Annotated in this window: 14 protein-coding genes; 13 read left to right on the forward strand and 1 reads right to left on the reverse strand. The window is 69.2% G+C overall.

Features of this window, described 5'->3' with window-relative positions:
* Window positions 1–31: 31 nt before the first annotated feature.
* Genes aroA through RIE08_02440 form a run of 6 tightly spaced genes read left to right on the forward strand, consistent with a single transcriptional unit; the run spans window position 32 to window position 4,002 of the window.
* A complete protein-coding gene (aroA, locus tag RIE08_02415) occupies window positions 32–1,324 on the forward strand; it encodes a 3-phosphoshikimate 1-carboxyvinyltransferase (GenBank protein ID MEQ8716442.1) in 1,293 nt (430 codons plus the stop codon).
* Window positions 1,321–1,974: a (d)CMP kinase gene (gene cmk / locus RIE08_02420; GenBank protein ID MEQ8716443.1), complete on the forward strand. Its 654-nt coding sequence runs from the start codon at window positions 1,321–1,323 to the stop codon at window positions 1,972–1,974. Before aroA ends, cmk begins: the two co-directional genes overlap by 4 nt.
* Before the next feature lie 13 nt (window positions 1,975–1,987).
* Window positions 1,988–2,701: a lysophospholipid acyltransferase family protein gene (locus RIE08_02425; GenBank protein ID MEQ8716444.1), complete on the forward strand. Its 714-nt coding sequence runs from the start codon at window positions 1,988–1,990 to the stop codon at window positions 2,699–2,701.
* A gap of 6 nt (window positions 2,702–2,707) precedes the next feature.
* Entirely contained in the window at window positions 2,708–3,349 is a 642-nt protein-coding gene (locus RIE08_02430; GenBank protein MEQ8716445.1) for a hypothetical protein, read from the forward strand.
* Between the two features lie 9 nt (window positions 3,350–3,358).
* The gene (locus RIE08_02435) at window positions 3,359–3,625 is read left to right on the forward strand and encodes a type II toxin-antitoxin system prevent-host-death family antitoxin (protein MEQ8716446.1); all 267 of its coding nucleotides are present in this window, start codon (window positions 3,359–3,361) and stop codon (window positions 3,623–3,625) included.
* Entirely contained in the window at window positions 3,622–4,002 is a 381-nt protein-coding gene (locus RIE08_02440; GenBank protein MEQ8716447.1) for a type II toxin-antitoxin system VapC family toxin, read from the forward strand. The genes RIE08_02435 and RIE08_02440 overlap by 4 nt, the downstream gene beginning before the upstream one ends.
* Window positions 4,003–4,009: 7 nt before the next feature.
* On the opposite strand, the gene ispH is transcribed toward RIE08_02440, so the two are convergent.
* Window positions 4,010–5,068 carry a 4-hydroxy-3-methylbut-2-enyl diphosphate reductase gene (ispH, locus tag RIE08_02445; GenBank protein ID MEQ8716448.1) on the reverse strand — a complete coding sequence of 353 codons (1,059 nt, stop codon included), beginning with the start codon at window positions 5,066–5,068 and terminating at the stop codon, window positions 4,010–4,012.
* Window positions 5,069–5,156: 88 nt separating this feature from the next.
* Here ispH and RIE08_02450 point away from each other — a divergent pair, with 88 nt between their 5' ends.
* The 7 genes from RIE08_02450 (at window position 5,157) to RIE08_02480 (ending at window position 13,603) form a co-directional block, all read left to right on the forward strand.
* Complete coding sequence (locus RIE08_02450; GenBank protein ID MEQ8716449.1) at window positions 5,157–6,593, forward strand: DUF512 domain-containing protein; 1,437 nt, start codon at window positions 5,157–5,159, stop codon at window positions 6,591–6,593.
* Window positions 6,590–7,939, forward strand: coding sequence for a ribosome biogenesis GTPase Der (gene der, locus RIE08_02455; GenBank protein MEQ8716450.1), 1,350 nt, complete (start codon window positions 6,590–6,592; stop codon window positions 7,937–7,939). Before RIE08_02450 ends, der begins: the two co-directional genes overlap by 4 nt.
* A gap of 55 nt (window positions 7,940–7,994) precedes the next feature.
* Window positions 7,995–9,098, forward strand: coding sequence for a PP2C family protein-serine/threonine phosphatase (locus RIE08_02460; protein ID MEQ8716451.1), 1,104 nt, complete (start codon window positions 7,995–7,997; stop codon window positions 9,096–9,098).
* A 4-nt stretch (window positions 9,099–9,102) separates the two neighbouring features.
* A complete protein-coding gene (locus tag RIE08_02465; protein MEQ8716452.1) occupies window positions 9,103–9,348 on the forward strand; it encodes a hypothetical protein in 246 nt (81 codons plus the stop codon).
* Window positions 9,349–9,425: 77 nt separating this feature from the next.
* Complete coding sequence (locus RIE08_02470) at window positions 9,426–10,535, forward strand: histidine kinase (GenBank protein ID MEQ8716453.1); 1,110 nt, start codon at window positions 9,426–9,428, stop codon at window positions 10,533–10,535.
* 11 nt (window positions 10,536–10,546) lie between these two features.
* Complete coding sequence (locus RIE08_02475; GenBank protein MEQ8716454.1) at window positions 10,547–11,209, forward strand: response regulator transcription factor; 663 nt, start codon at window positions 10,547–10,549, stop codon at window positions 11,207–11,209.
* A gap of 165 nt (window positions 11,210–11,374) precedes the next feature.
* A complete protein-coding gene (locus RIE08_02480) occupies window positions 11,375–13,603 on the forward strand; it encodes an MMPL family transporter (GenBank protein MEQ8716455.1) in 2,229 nt (742 codons plus the stop codon).
* The last annotated feature ends 46 nt before the right edge of the window (window positions 13,604–13,649 follow it).

Raw genomic sequence — 13,649 nt, forward strand, 5'->3', positions numbered from 1 at the left:
GACACCGGCAAGTGACCCCGGACGCCGCCGCATGAACCCGGGGAGCGATCGTGTCGTGGTCACCGGCCCGGCAGCGGTGCGGGGAACTGTGCGCGTGCCGGGTGACAAGTCGATCTCGCATCGCGCGCTCATGCTGGCGGGTCTGGCCCCGGGTCGTTCGCGCATCACCGGCCTCTCGGGCGGGGAGGACGTGCGGCACACCGCAGCGGCGATGGCCGCGCTCGGCGCCCGCGTGGACGACTCCGCCGGATTCACGACCGAGGTCGTCGTGGACGGCGGGACCCTGTCCGGCGCGGACCGCCCCATCGACGTCGGCAACAGCGGTACCGGGATCCGACTCCTCGCCGGTCTGTGTGCCGGGCTCCCGTTCACGACCACCCTCGACGGCGACGAGAGCATCCGCCGTCGCCCGATGGGCCGGATCGTGGAGCCGCTGCGGCAGATGGGCGCCGACATCAGCGGACGTGACGAGGGCCGTCTCGCCCCCCTCGTGATCCGCCCGGCCGCGCTGCACGCCATCACCTACGAGCTGCCCGTCGCCTCGGCACAGGTCAAGAGCGCGGTCCTGTTCGCCGGTCTCTTCGCGCCGGGGGAGACGACGGTGGTCGAACCCACGCCCACCCGGGCCCACACCGAGGAGATGTTCGAGGTCTTCGGTGTGCCCGTGCACGCGCACGGAGGTCGGATCTCGGTGTCGGCCGCGATCCCGGTGGCCTGTGACGTGGCCGTGGCGGCCGACCCATCCCAGGCCGCCTTCTGGGTCGTCGCCGGGCTGATCGCCCCCGACAGCGAGGTCACGGTGCCGAACGTCTACCTCGGCCCGGCACGGGGCGAGTTCGTGGACGTCCTCGTCCGGATGGGTGCCGATCTCGTCGTGGACCGGTCCGCCGGGACGCTCACCGCCCGCTCGAGCGACCTCCACGGCACGGACGTAGGCCCCGACGAGGTGCCGGGCCTCATCGACGAGATCCCGATCCTGGCGGTCGCCGCGGCCCGCGCTCACGGTGTCACCCGGTTCCGCGGGGTCGGTGAACTGCGCCACAAGGAATCCGATCGCCTCGCGACCACGAGCGAACTGGTCGCGGTGATGGGCGCCGGGGTCAGCGTGACCGACGACGAACTCCACGTGGTCGGCGTGACGGTCTCCGAGCCCGTCACGATCGACTCCCACGGCGACCACCGCATCGCGATGGCCGCCGCCGTCGCCGCCCTCGTCGCCGACGGGGACTCGGTCATCGACGGGTTCGACGCCGTCGCCACGAGCTATCCGGACTTCCGGGCCCATCTGGCCTCCTTGACCGGTCACGGTGGTGACGCGTCGTGAGCGGTTCCCAGCGGGTGATCGCGGTGGACGGCCCCGCGGGTTCGGGTAAGTCCACCCTGTCTCGCCTGGTGGCCGCGGAGCTCGGACTGGACCACCTCGACACAGGCGCCATGTACCGGGCGGTCGCCTGCGCTGTCCTGCGCCGTGGCCTGGACCCCTCTGATACGGCTGCGGTGTCCGAGGCCGCTGCGGACGCGTCCATCGAGATCGATGCCGGCACGGTCGTCGTCGACGGAACGGATGTCACCGCGGAGATCCGGGGCACCGAGGTGACCGGAGCGGTGAGCGCGGTCGCGGCCAATCCGCAGGTTCGCGAGATCCTCCGGGTACGACAGCGCGAGTGGGGACTCGACCGAGAAGGCGGCGTCCTGGAGGGCCGCGACATCGGCACGGCGGTGTTTCCCGACGCCGGTCTGAAGATCTACGTGACAGCGTCGGCGCACGAGCGCGCGCGCCGTCGGGCGGCCGAGAGCGGGGGAGACGTCGCCGTAATCGAGGCGGAGATCACGGCCCGTGACCACGCGGACTCCACCCGGGAGCACGATCCCCTGACCGTCGCGGCCGACGCCGTCACCATCGACACCACGGACCTCACCGTCGACGAAGTGGTTCAACGGGTGGTGGCACTGGCGCGCGAGGTCGTCCGGTGAGGGAGGTGGACCCGTGAGCGACGACGAGGCCCGTTTCGGCGGCGTCGAGTTCGGGCGGCCCCAGTCGTGGCGCCAACGGATCGTCTACTTCGTGCTGCACCGGCTCGCGCAGATCGTGTTCCGGCTCTACTTCAGAACGTGGTCGCGCGGGCGTGAGCGGTTCCCCATGAAGGGACCGGTCATCATCTGTCCGGCCGGGCACCGTTCCAATCTCGACACGCCGCTCGTCGGGTCCTACACGCACCGGCAGCTGCGCTACATGGCGAAGGACTCGTTGTTCACGAGTCCGTTCTGGACGCGCTTCATCGTCGCCCTCGGCGGATTCCCCGTGCACCGCGACCGCCTCGACCGGAAAGCCCTCGGCTACGCCACGGCGTGCCTGGAGCGGGGCGAGGCGCTCGTCGTCTTCCCTGAGGGTGAACGCAAGCAGGGGCCGAGGGTGCAGCCCCTTCTCGAGGGCGCCGTGTGGTTGTCGGTACGCACCGGCGTGCCCATCCTGCCCCTCGGCGTGGGCGGCAGCGAGCAGGCGATGCCGAAGGGCACCGTCGTCCCGCGGCCCCGTGCCATCCGCTTCGTCACGGGCGAGCTCACCTGGCCGCCCGAGCCCAACGAGAGGGGCCGGGTTTCGCGCGAGGCGATCACGAAGGCCACCGAGGACCTGCGCGAGACGCTCCAGGGCCTCTTCGACGAAGCGCAGGTCTGGGCGGGCTCGCCCAACGAGCGGTGAAACATGGTGGCTGATCAGATCGACCTCGTCATCGACGAGGCTGTGAAGATTCAGCTCGAGGAACTCATCACGACCGACGCAGTTCAGAACTTCCCGTTGTTCGAGTTGATTCTCCGCTGGCCTGATCGTGACGAGGTGTTTCGAACGGCCGCCGCTCTCCTCTCTGCCGCCCGTAAGGAACGTCGCCTGGTTGGGCTGCGGATCCTCCGGGAGATCGATACCCAGAGGGACTCTGCGGCGCAGCTGGTGCTGACCGCCCTGGACGTCAGCGCCGAAGCGGATGAACTCGCCATACACCTGAGCGCGGTCGCCTGGTTGGGCACCGCTGAAGCGGTGAAACCAACGATAGTGCTCGTTGATCACCCCGATCCCGGGGTTCGTCATGCCATGACCGAGGTGCTCTCATTCTGCTCGCCGACGCCCATGCCCGGCGAGGTGCGCGACGCGTTGATCGTCCTGTCGGCGGACCCCGTCGAGAGAATCCGATTTTCGGCGGTCTTCGAGATCAGGAGCTGGATCGAGTCCCGCGGTTTGGGTGGTGACGAGGTCTTGACGGCGATGAGGGCTCGGTTGGAGGACGAAGACGAAGATGTCCGGCGAACGGCTCATGAGGCAGTTGCCCAGTTGGAGACAAACGGAGCTAGCTAAGCTAGGACCATGCCAAGCCATGTGGTGAACACGCACGAGGCGAAGAGTCGGCTATCTGAGCTCATCCGCGAGGCTGAGAACGGGATCGAGGTCATCGTTGCTCGCAACGGAGCGCCGGTGGCGAAGATCATTCCGTGGCCTCCGCCGCGGCCGCCAAGGGTGGCTGGCGGATGGGCGGGGCGCGTCGAGCTGCCCGACGACCCTGACGAGATCGTCGGCTCGGATCCGGAGGTCGTGGCCGCCTTCGCCGCCTCGGCTGCTGCCGACGAACAGTGAGGCTCCTGGTCGACAGTCACGTGGCGCTGTGGTGGCTCGCCGGGCACGAGGCCCTCGGTGAGAACTGCAGGGAGGCTCTGGCCGGCGCGGATCAGGTGCTGTTCTCGGCAGCTACTCCCTGGGAGTTGGCCATCAAGAGAGCGAGCGGAAAGATCGGGTTTCCCGACGGACTCGTGGCCGAGCTCACCGACAGTGGATTCGAGGAACTCCCGATTCGCGCCGAGCACGGCTTGCATGCGGCGGACCTGCCGCCCCATCACGCCGACCCGTTCGACCGGATGCTCGTCGCCCAGGCCCAGATGGAGGCACTCGACCTTGTGACCGCCGACCGCAGCCTCGGGGCCTATGACGTGGGGCTGGTCGACGCCCGGGTCTGAATCGGAGTCAGTCGGTGGCCGGGGTGGCGGCGAGGCCGCCGTCCATCGCCGACAGCACGTCGCTGGCCGCCATCGCCCTGTCAGCGGTGATTCCGGACGGTAGGGGTGCGCCGATGCCCGCCGCAGCGAAACCGGCGACGGCACCGATGAGGTCCCTCAGCTGGCGTGGCGGGGGGAAGTACTCGTCTTCGACGGTGGCGCCGAGTTCCTCGACCCCGTCGCGGGGGTTCAGGCGGGCCACCACGGCGTCCACGAGTTCCTCGGGAGCCGACGCACCGGCCGTCACGCCGACGACACCGTGGAGATCGTCGGGCAGTTCGTTCGCGGCGTTGACGCGCAGTACCAGCGGGCAGCCGATCTCGCGGGCGAGCTTCTCGAGTGCGAGCGTGTTGGAGGAGTTGGAGGAGCCGACGACGATGAACGCGTCGCAGCGCTCGGCGATGTCGAGCAGGGCCGCCTGGCGGTTCGTGGTGGCGAAGCACAGATCGCTGCGTCCGGGGGTCCACATCTCGGGAAAGCGTTCCCGCGCCGCCTTCGCCACGCCGGACCAGTCGCTGTGCGACAGCGTCGTCTGGGCCAGCAGCGCCACGGGCTCGTCGAAGTCGGGGAGCGCGGCCACGTCGTCGACCGACTCGACCCGGTGGATGGCCTCGGGGGCGACGGCCATGGTCCCCACAGCCTCCTCGTGGCCCTCGTGGCCGACGTAGACGATTCTGTAGCCCTTGCCGGCGCGGACCTTCACCTCGTGGTGGACCTTGGTGACCAGCGGACAGACCGAGTCGACGACGTAACCGCCGGTGTCGCGGGCCGCCTGGACCACCTCGGGTGCGGATCCGTGCGCCGACAGCATCAGCGGCGACCCGGGAGGAACCTCGTCGATCGAGTCGACGAAGACGACGCCGAGCTTCTCGAAGCGCCGCACGACGGCCTTGTTGTGGACGATCTCGTGGTAGCAGTACACGGGCGCCTCGAACGTGCGCACCATCACGGCGAGTGCCTTGATCGCCATCTCCACCCCGGCACAGAAGCCGCGGGGCGTGGCGAGCAGAACCTTGTCGACGTCCACGACCCAACCCTAGCGACGCGCCCGCCGTGCACCGGTGTCGGCGGGGCCCACGCGTCGGGTCGCCGGGCCCGTGGGTATCCTCGCCCCCATGTCCCGCCCGCGCGTCGTCGCGGTCGCGCCCGGGTCTCCCGCATCGGCCGCCGGCCTCGCCGTCGGTGACGAGATCGTCACGATCGACGGTCGGGTACCGGCCGACGTGATCGAGTACCAACAGCTCGTCGACGAGCCCGATGTCGTCCTCGAGGTCGACTCGGGCGGGCTCGTGCGCGAGGTCACGGCGGTCAAGGCCGCCGGTGAGAGCCTGGGGATCGAGGTCGACGCAGCGATCTTCGACGCGGTCCGGACCTGCGACAACCACTGTGAGTTCTGCTTCATCTACCAGTTGCCCAAGGGCATGCGGCGCAGCCTCTACCTCAAGGACGACGACTACCGCCTGTCGTTCCTCTATGGGAACTTCACGACGCTGACCCGCTTCACCGAGATGGATCTCGAGCGGGTCGTAACCGAGCGACTGTCCCCGTTGTACGTCTCGATCCACGCCACCGACCCCGAGGTCCGTGCCGAGATGCTGCGCAACCGTCGGGGGGCGACCAGCCTCCGCTGGTTGCGCGCCCTGCTGGACCACGGGATCGAGGTCCGGGGCCAGGTCGTCGTGTGTCCCGGGGTCAACGACGGGGGTGTTCTCGAGGACACGATGGCCGGAGTGCTCGACGAGTACCCCGAACTGGCGTCGGTGGCGGTCGTGCCACTGGGGATCAGCGACCACTCGAACGAGGCCCGCATGCGCGCGCACACCGTCGCCGAGGCGCAGGCGGTTCTCGACACGGTCGAGGAATGGCAGGCGATCTTCAGTGCCGTGCTCGGCCGGCGGATGGTCTTCGCCGCCGACGAGTACCACCTTCTCGCCGATCGCCCGTTTCCCACCGCCGAGGCCTACGAGGACTTCGGCATGCACGAGGACGGCATCGGGATGGTCCGCACGTTCGAACGCGAGTTGCGCGGTGAGGTCGACGAGCCGACCGGGCCCGCTGCCGGCTTCTTCGCCTGGGTCGACGGTGCGCCCGCCGAGGGCTACCGGGCCCCGAGGGTCGCCCCGGCGGCGACGCCCAGCCTGCGTGCCGACGCCGATGGCGCCGTGCCTGTGATGCTGGGCCCTCGGGCCGACGCACCCGTGACCATCCTGACCGGGGACTACGGCGCACGGGTCCTGCCGCCGATGCTCGACGCGATCGGCCGCGACGACATCGAGGTGTGTGCCGTGCCCAACCGGTTCTTCGGCGGGAACATCGGCGTGGCCGGGCTCATGGTGGGCGCCGACGTCGCCTCCGTTCTCGCCGAATCGCCGACCGGCCGTCGGTACCTTCTCCCCGATGTCTGCCTGTCGGGGGGAACCTTTCTCGACGGCATGTCCGTCGCCGATCTTCCCCGTCCCGTCGAGGTCGTCGCCACCGACGGGCTCGCGCTACGCCGGGCTCTCGGCATGTCCGCGGCGCCCGTCCCCACCACCTCCGGAGCCAGCTCATGACCACCCTTCCCACCGTGGCGATCGTCGGGCGCCCCAACGTGGGCAAGTCCACGCTGATGAACCGGGTACTCGGCCGCCGCGAGGCCATCGTCGAGGAGCGTCCCGGGGTCACCCGTGACCGCAAGGAGGTCGTCGCCGACTGGCAGGGTCGCTTCTTCGTCCTCGTCGACACGGGCGGCTGGTCGCTCGCGGGCGACGACCTCGACGACAAGGTGTCGCGCCAGAGCGAGCAGGCGATGTACGCGGCGGACGTGGCCGTGCTGGTCGTGGACGCAACCACGGGTGTGACGTCCGAGGACGATCGTGTCGCGGACCTCCTGAGGCGGCGGGAGGGCCCGACGCTGGTGGCGGTCAACAAGGTCGACGACCAGAGCCGCGAATCGCTGATCTGGGAGTTCATGTCGCTCGGGTTCGGTGATCCGTTCCCTCTCAGCGCGCTGCACGGCCGCGGTTCCGGCGACCTTCTCGATGCGATCGTCGCCCTGCTGCCGCCGGCCGAGGGCGAAGAGCCCGACGACGAGTGGATCGGCGACGATGATCTCGCCGGCGACGCCCTCGGCGAGGACGCCGACGAGGACCTGATCTCGGTGGCGATCGTCGGGCGCCCCAACGTCGGGAAGTCGACCCTCTTCAACCGTCTCGTCGGTGAGGACCGCTCGGTCGTCCACGACATGCCCGGCACCACCCGGGACTCGGTGGACACAGTCATCGAGACCGAGGTCGGCACGGTCCGGATCGTCGACACGGCCGGCCTGCGCCGGCGTTCCCGCATCGACGACGGCACGGAGTACTACGCGATGACCCGGGCGCTGTCGTCCATCGACCGCGCCGACATCGCGCTGCTCGTGATCGACGCCACCCAGGGCGTGACCCACCAGGACCAGCGCCTGGCGGAGCGGATCGACGTGGCCGGCTGCCCGATCATCATCGTGATGAACAAGTGGGAGATGCTCGACGCCGACAGCCGTCCCGTGGTGGAGCGCTCCATGGAACGCAAGCTGCACTTCCTCGGCGAGGCACCCATCATGCGGATCTCGGCCATCAGCGGGCGGGGCGTGCAGCGGCTCATGCCCCTGCTGAGTCGATCCGTGGACGATTACCACCGCCGCGTCCCCACCCGCCAGGTCAACCAGGTGATCCGCGAAGCCCAGATCGCCCAGGCGGCACCCGGCGGCGCGCGGGTGCTCTATGCCACCCAGGGGGCGATCGATCCGCCGACGTTCACCCTGTTCGCCAACCGGCGGCTGCCCCAGACCTACGTCCGCTATCTCGAACGGGCGCTGCGGGAGGCCTTCGACCTCGGCTCGACGCCGATCAAGCTCCGGGTGCGTAACCGCTCGGAGTAGCGCACGGACCGGTGCCCGGAGCACTCGTCCGCGTCGGGACTACGATGGAACCCTCATGGAGACACCGATCCTGGTCGTCGTGGCCTGTGCGTGTCTCGTGGCGGCCGCCGTATGGGTGCGGTCCGCGAGACACCGGCTTCGCTTCGTGCGACAGATCGAACGTCAACGCCGTCAGGCGGACCTGGCGGACCGGGCCGAGTTCGACGAGGCGCTCGAGTTGGCCAACTCGGGTTTCCGCAAGGAGGTCCACGCAGCGGGCCTCTACGTCGTCATCGCCCTCGCCAGCCTGGTCGTCGCGGTCACCGAGAGCCGCGGATGGCTCTCCCTGTACGTCCTGGTCGCCATTCCGGCCCTGATCTCGGCGACGTGGGGTCGCAACTCCGCCCGGGAGGCCCGCATCACCCAGCAGCGCTTCGAGATCGAGAAGCGCGCCGAGGAGACCCTCGCCCAGGAGGACCTCGCACCCCGGGCCTGGGCCGGACGGCTCGCTCCGGAGGACCTGCCGGCCTTCAAGGGGTTCGAGACCGGTCAGGTGTACCAGGCCGGTTCGGGCCTGATGGCCGGCGACTTCTTCGACGTGTTCAACGTGGCCGAGACACGGGTGGCTGCGGTCCTCGGCGACGTCGCCGGACACGGCATCGAGTCGTCCATCACGGCGTTCCAGGCGAAGTACCTGCTGCGGGTGTTCCTGCGCCAGTTCCGTGATCCCGCCCAGGCCCTCCAGGAGCTCAACCGGCAGATGTCGAGCGGTGACCGCGGCGAGGAGTTCATCTCTCTCGTGGTCGTCGTCTTCGACACGCAGGCCCAGACGGTCAGGTACGCGTCCGCAGGTCACCCCGCTGCGTGGCTGTGGCACGACCGAGAGGTCATGCCACTGAGGGCGACGGGTCCCCTCGTCATGCTCCACGGGAGCTCCGAGTACTACAGCCGCGAGATCGGGTTGAACTCGGGCGACATCGTGCTGATGTACACCGACGGTCTCGCCGAGGTGAAGCGCGGATCGGATCTCTTCGGCGAGGACCGGGTGGCGATGTTGCTACGGCGGGACCCCACGGTTTCCCCTGAGGTGCTGTGCAAGCAGATGTACGAGGCGGCGAGCGACTTCTCGGACGGGCCGATCGCCGACGACGTGGCGATCCTCGCCATCCGCAAGGTCTGATTAGGTGCCATGGTGCGGGTCCTGCGACCGCTATCACGCGCCCTCGGCGCTGGCCGCGGACCGAACATGTCCGGTATGTGGCGGTCCCGTCGACGACGGCGGGTCGGGTGACGGAGCCGACGAGAAGATCGCGAAGGCGCCGGCCCACACCCGCATCCCGTGGCACTTCTGGGTCCTGATCGTCGCGATCTCGATCTATCTGGGTTGGCGCCTGATCCAGGGCCTCATCGCCCTCGCCGGGCTCTTCTGAGTCTCCTTCCACGGGAGGAGGCGGAGACCGCACCGCGGTCCGACGACCCTGACCTGCGCGTTTCGTACACTCGGCGGATGCGGTCCTGGATCGAGGACGAGGTCGACTTCGCCGGCGCCGGCGCCGCCCTGGGTGTCGCCGCGGGAGTTCTCGCCGTCGCCAACTCGTCGTCGTGGGCGTGGCTCTGCCTGGTGCCCGCGACGCTGCTGGTGGTCGTGAGGGCCCTGTGGCGGTCGATGCCGCCGTGGCTACTGCTCGCGGGGACCGCCGCGCCGGTCCTCGCCACCGAGGCGGCTGACGTCGGTAAGGACGGATGGTTCCTCGTGTGCGTGGCGTTGGTGGTCAGCGGCGCGGCCCGCCCGACGCGCCTCACGCTGGCTCTGATGGGCGCGATAGTGGTCGCGCCGTTCTGGTTGTGGGTCGGCCGTATCGACGACTACGTCGAGATGGGGCCATGGACCTGGATGATGGGCCTCGGGCTGTCGGCACTGTTCGGTGTGACCGCCGGCCGTCAGAGAGACCTGATCGGCCATCTCGAGTCGTCGCAGAAGCGCCTGGCGGAGGCCGCAGCCGACAACGAACGGCGACGCATCGCACGGGAACTCCACGATGTCGTCGGACACTCCTTCAGCGTCGTGTTGTTGCACCTCTCGGGGGCACGCCGGATGCTCGACTCCGACCCCGCGCGTGCGCGTGAGGCCCTGGCCGAGGCCGAAGGTGTCGGACGGCGTTCGATGAACGACCTACGGGCCGCGCTGACGCTGTTGCGCGACGACGACGACAGCAGCGACCCGGTGCACGGCTACGAGGCGCTGCCTCGCCTCGTGGACGGATTCCGCCAGGCCGGAATGGACGTCTCGCTGACCACGAGCGGCGACCCTGACGCCGTCGATCCCGCCGCCGGCGTCGTTCTCTACGGCGTGGCCCGCGAGGCACTGACCAACGCGGTGAAACACGGGACGTCCGGTCCGGTGAGCATCGACGTGAGCCTTTCCGGAACTGCCGAGATGCACATCCGCAACCCCGTCCCGCGCGGGACCGTCGTGAACGGGGCGGCCTCGGGCATCGGTCTCACCGGCATGAGCGAACGACTCCAGGCCGTCGGTGGGCGACTCGACGTGGACTGTGGCAACGGTGTCTGGGCCGTGTCCGCCTACCTGCCCGTGCATTCGGCTGCGGATGCGTGAGGCCCGGTCACATGGGTGACATCGGGATCGTCCTCGTCGACGACCAGCCCCTCATCCGCCAAGGGCTCAAGTTGATCCTGGACTCGGAGCCGGGCTTCGAGATCGTCGGCGAGGCCGATGACGGTGCCGAGGCGCTCGTCATCGTCGATTCGGTGCCCTGTGACCTCGTGGTCATGGACATCCGGATGCCGGTCCTCGACGGCGTCGCAGCGACCCGGAGCATCGCCGAAAGCGGTGGCCCGCCGGTGCTGGTGCTGACCACTTTCGGTGAGAACGAGATCCTCTGGGACGCACTCGACGCCGGCGCCGCCGGCTTCGCGCTGAAGAGTGCGAGTTCCGACGACCTGATCGGTGCAGTCCGATCGGTGGCCAGCGGCGGGTCGTGGCTCGATCCGACCCTCATGCCCGAGGTCCTGGAGTCCTACCGGCGGGTCGTCATCCCCCAGAAGCGTGACGCCGGTCTGCTCGATGATCTGACGCCGCGCGAACACGACGTCCTGCGTCTCATGGCGCGGGGTCGCACCAACTCGGAGATCTCCAGCGATCTGTTCGTGGGGGAGACCACCGTCAAGACCCACGTCGGGGCGATCTTCTCCAAGCTGGGTGTGCGCGACCGGGCCGCGGCGATCGTCTACGCCTTCGATCACGGCGTCGTGACGCCCGGGGGCGGCTGACCTCACGGTGGAGTGGGTCCTCCTACGACGGTAGGAAGAGCCGCCCGCATCCCCATCCGTGAGTGGAAGCGAAGAGGGTCCCGAAGCCTGGCGACGGTCCACCGACGGTTCTCTACGGTCGTCGGTGTCGGTGGGAACGGCCCGCCCGGAGGAGGAACCCCCCACATGTTCACCCGTCTCGGCCATCTCGTCGTGAGGCGGCGCCGCGTGGTGCTCGTCTCGTCTCTCGTAGCCCTCGTGATCGCCGGCGTACTCGGGACAGGCGTCTTCGACCGTCTCTCCGGCGGTGGATTCGAGGATCCGGACTCGGAGTCCTTCCGGGCCGACGAGCTCCTCGAGACCGATTTCGATGCGGGTCGCTCGAACATTCTCCTGCTGGTCACCGCTGACGGCGGTGACGTTCGCAGCCCCGAGGTTGCGGCGGAGGCCGCCGCCGTGCAGGCCACGCTCGCGGAGATCGAGGGAGTGACCGACGTCGTTTCGTTCTGGTCGCTCGGCGAGCCGCCCTCGCTCGCCTCCGACGACGGGTCACGGGCGCTGATCCTCGCCCGGGTCCCCGGCGACGAGGACACCCAGGAGGAGGTGGCCGGCGTCGTCATCGAGGAGTTGACCGCCGACGGGGACGTCATCGAGGTGGCAGTCGGTGGTGAGCTGGCGGTCTACGATGCGATCGGGAGCACGATCGAAGGCGATCTCGCCACGGCCGAAGCGATCGCGATCCCGCTGACCCTGCTGCTGCTGGTGATCATCTTCCGGGGGATCGTCGCCGCCCTGTTGCCCATCGCCGTCGGTGTCGCAGCGATCTTCGGGGCGTTCCTCGTGCTGTTCGGCGTGACGGCGTTCACCGACGTGTCGATCTTCAGCCTCAACCTGGTCACGGCGCTCGGCCTGGGCCTCGCGATCGACTACAGCCTGCTGATCGTGTCGCGCTACCGGGAGGAACTCGCCGCCGGGCTCGACCCCGACCAGGCCGTGGTGCGCACGGTCGCAACCGCCGGGCGCACGGTGGCCTTCAGCGCCCTCACCGTTGCCGTGTCGCTGTCGGCGCTGCTGTTGTTCCCGCTGTACTTCCTGCGGAGCTTCGCCTACGCCGGCGTCGGCGTGATCCTGGTGGCGATGTTCGCCTCCGTCATCACGCTGCCTGCGCTGCTGGCGGCCCTCGGGACCCGGGTGAACAAGTGGTCCCTCGGTGGGCGCGCCCAGCGGTCGGCGGACTCGCCGTTCTGGGGGCGGGTGGCCACGTCGGTGATGGCCCGGCCGGGCGTCGTGACGGCCGCCGTGGTCGCTGTCCTGTTGTTCGTCGGGCTGCCCTTCCTGAACGTGAACTTCGGTGGCGCCGATGCCAGGTCGCTGCCCTCCGACGACGAGACGCGCATCACCAGCGAGATCATCGACACCGAGTTCCTCTCCGACGAGGGTGCGGCCTTTCCGGTGGTCGCCACCGGCATCGGCGGGGACACGGAAGCCGTCGAGTCCTACGCGGCCGCCGTGTCGAACGTGACCGACATCGCCCGTGTCGACACGGTGACCGGCAGCTACGTCGACGGGATCCGGGTGGCGGAACCTGATCCGACGTCGGCCCGTTTCGACAACGGGGAGTCGGTGTGGCTGAGCGTCGTTCCCGAGTTCGAGCCCATCTCGTCGGCCGGTGAGGCGCGTATCGCCGAGATCCGTGACATCGACACGTCCTTCGACACACTGGTGGCGGGCGCGACGGCGAGCCTCGTGGACTCGAAGAGCGCGATCTTCGATCTGGTGCCTCTCGCCGGGCTGTGGATCGCCGTGGCCACGTTCATCCTGCTGTTCCTGATGTTCGGGAGCTTTCTCGTCCCGCTCAAGGCGATCGTGTTGAACAGTCTCAGCCTGACCGCCACGTTCGGGGCGATGGTGTGGATCTTCCAGGAGGGCAATGGCGCCGGCCTACTCGACTTCACCGCCACGGGACTGACCGATACGACCACGCCGATCCTGATGTTCTGCATCGCCTTCGGGCTGAGCATGGACTACGAGGTCTTCCTCCTGTCGAGGATGAAGGAGGAGTACGACCGCACGGGGGACAACGACACCGCCGTGGCCGCCGGGCTCGCCAAGACGGGCGGGATCGTGACCGCAGCCGCGCTGGTGCTGTCGGTCACCTTCTTCGCCTTCGCCACGAGCGGGGTGACGTTCATCAAGCTGTTCGGTCTCGGGCTGGCGATCGCCATCCTGGCGGACGCCTTCGTCGTGCGGGCGACGCTCGTGCCGGCCCTGATGAAGATGGCGGGCGGCGCCAACTGGTGGGCTCCGGTCTGGGCGCGCCGTATCCACGACCGCTTCGGTCTCTCCGAAGGTGAGTCGGATCCGACGGGCGACGACGACGGGGCGTCCCGCGAGCCCGCACCGGTCACGGTTTGAGCAGAGCAGACCCCGGACGCGAGTCCGGCCGGTAGGCGTGGGCGCG

This window comes from Acidimicrobiales bacterium (genome assembly GCA_040219085.1).
Taxonomy (GTDB): Bacteria; Actinomycetota; Acidimicrobiia; order Acidimicrobiales; family JAVJTC01; genus JAVJTC01.

Excerpts from the sequence above, each read along its gene's own strand:
- aroA (MEQ8716442.1), top strand. The coding sequence starts at position 32 with ATGAACCCGGGGAGCGATCGTGTCGTGGTCACCGGCCCGGCAGCGGTG.
- RIE08_02480 (MEQ8716455.1), top strand. The coding sequence starts at position 11,375 with ATGTTCACCCGTCTCGGCCATCTCGTCGTGAGGCGGCGCCGCGTGGTG.
- RIE08_02450 (MEQ8716449.1), top strand. The coding sequence starts at position 5,157 with ATGTCCCGCCCGCGCGTCGTCGCGGTCGCGCCCGGGTCTCCCGCATCG.
- RIE08_02460 (MEQ8716451.1), top strand. The coding sequence starts at position 7,995 with ATGGAGACACCGATCCTGGTCGTCGTGGCCTGTGCGTGTCTCGTGGCG.
- RIE08_02470 (MEQ8716453.1), top strand. The coding sequence starts at position 9,426 with ATGCGGTCCTGGATCGAGGACGAGGTCGACTTCGCCGGCGCCGGCGCC.
- RIE08_02435 (MEQ8716446.1), top strand. The coding sequence starts at position 3,359 with ATGCCAAGCCATGTGGTGAACACGCACGAGGCGAAGAGTCGGCTATCT.
- der (MEQ8716450.1), top strand. The coding sequence starts at position 6,590 with ATGACCACCCTTCCCACCGTGGCGATCGTCGGGCGCCCCAACGTGGGC.
- RIE08_02475 (MEQ8716454.1), top strand. The coding sequence starts at position 10,547 with ATGGGTGACATCGGGATCGTCCTCGTCGACGACCAGCCCCTCATCCGC.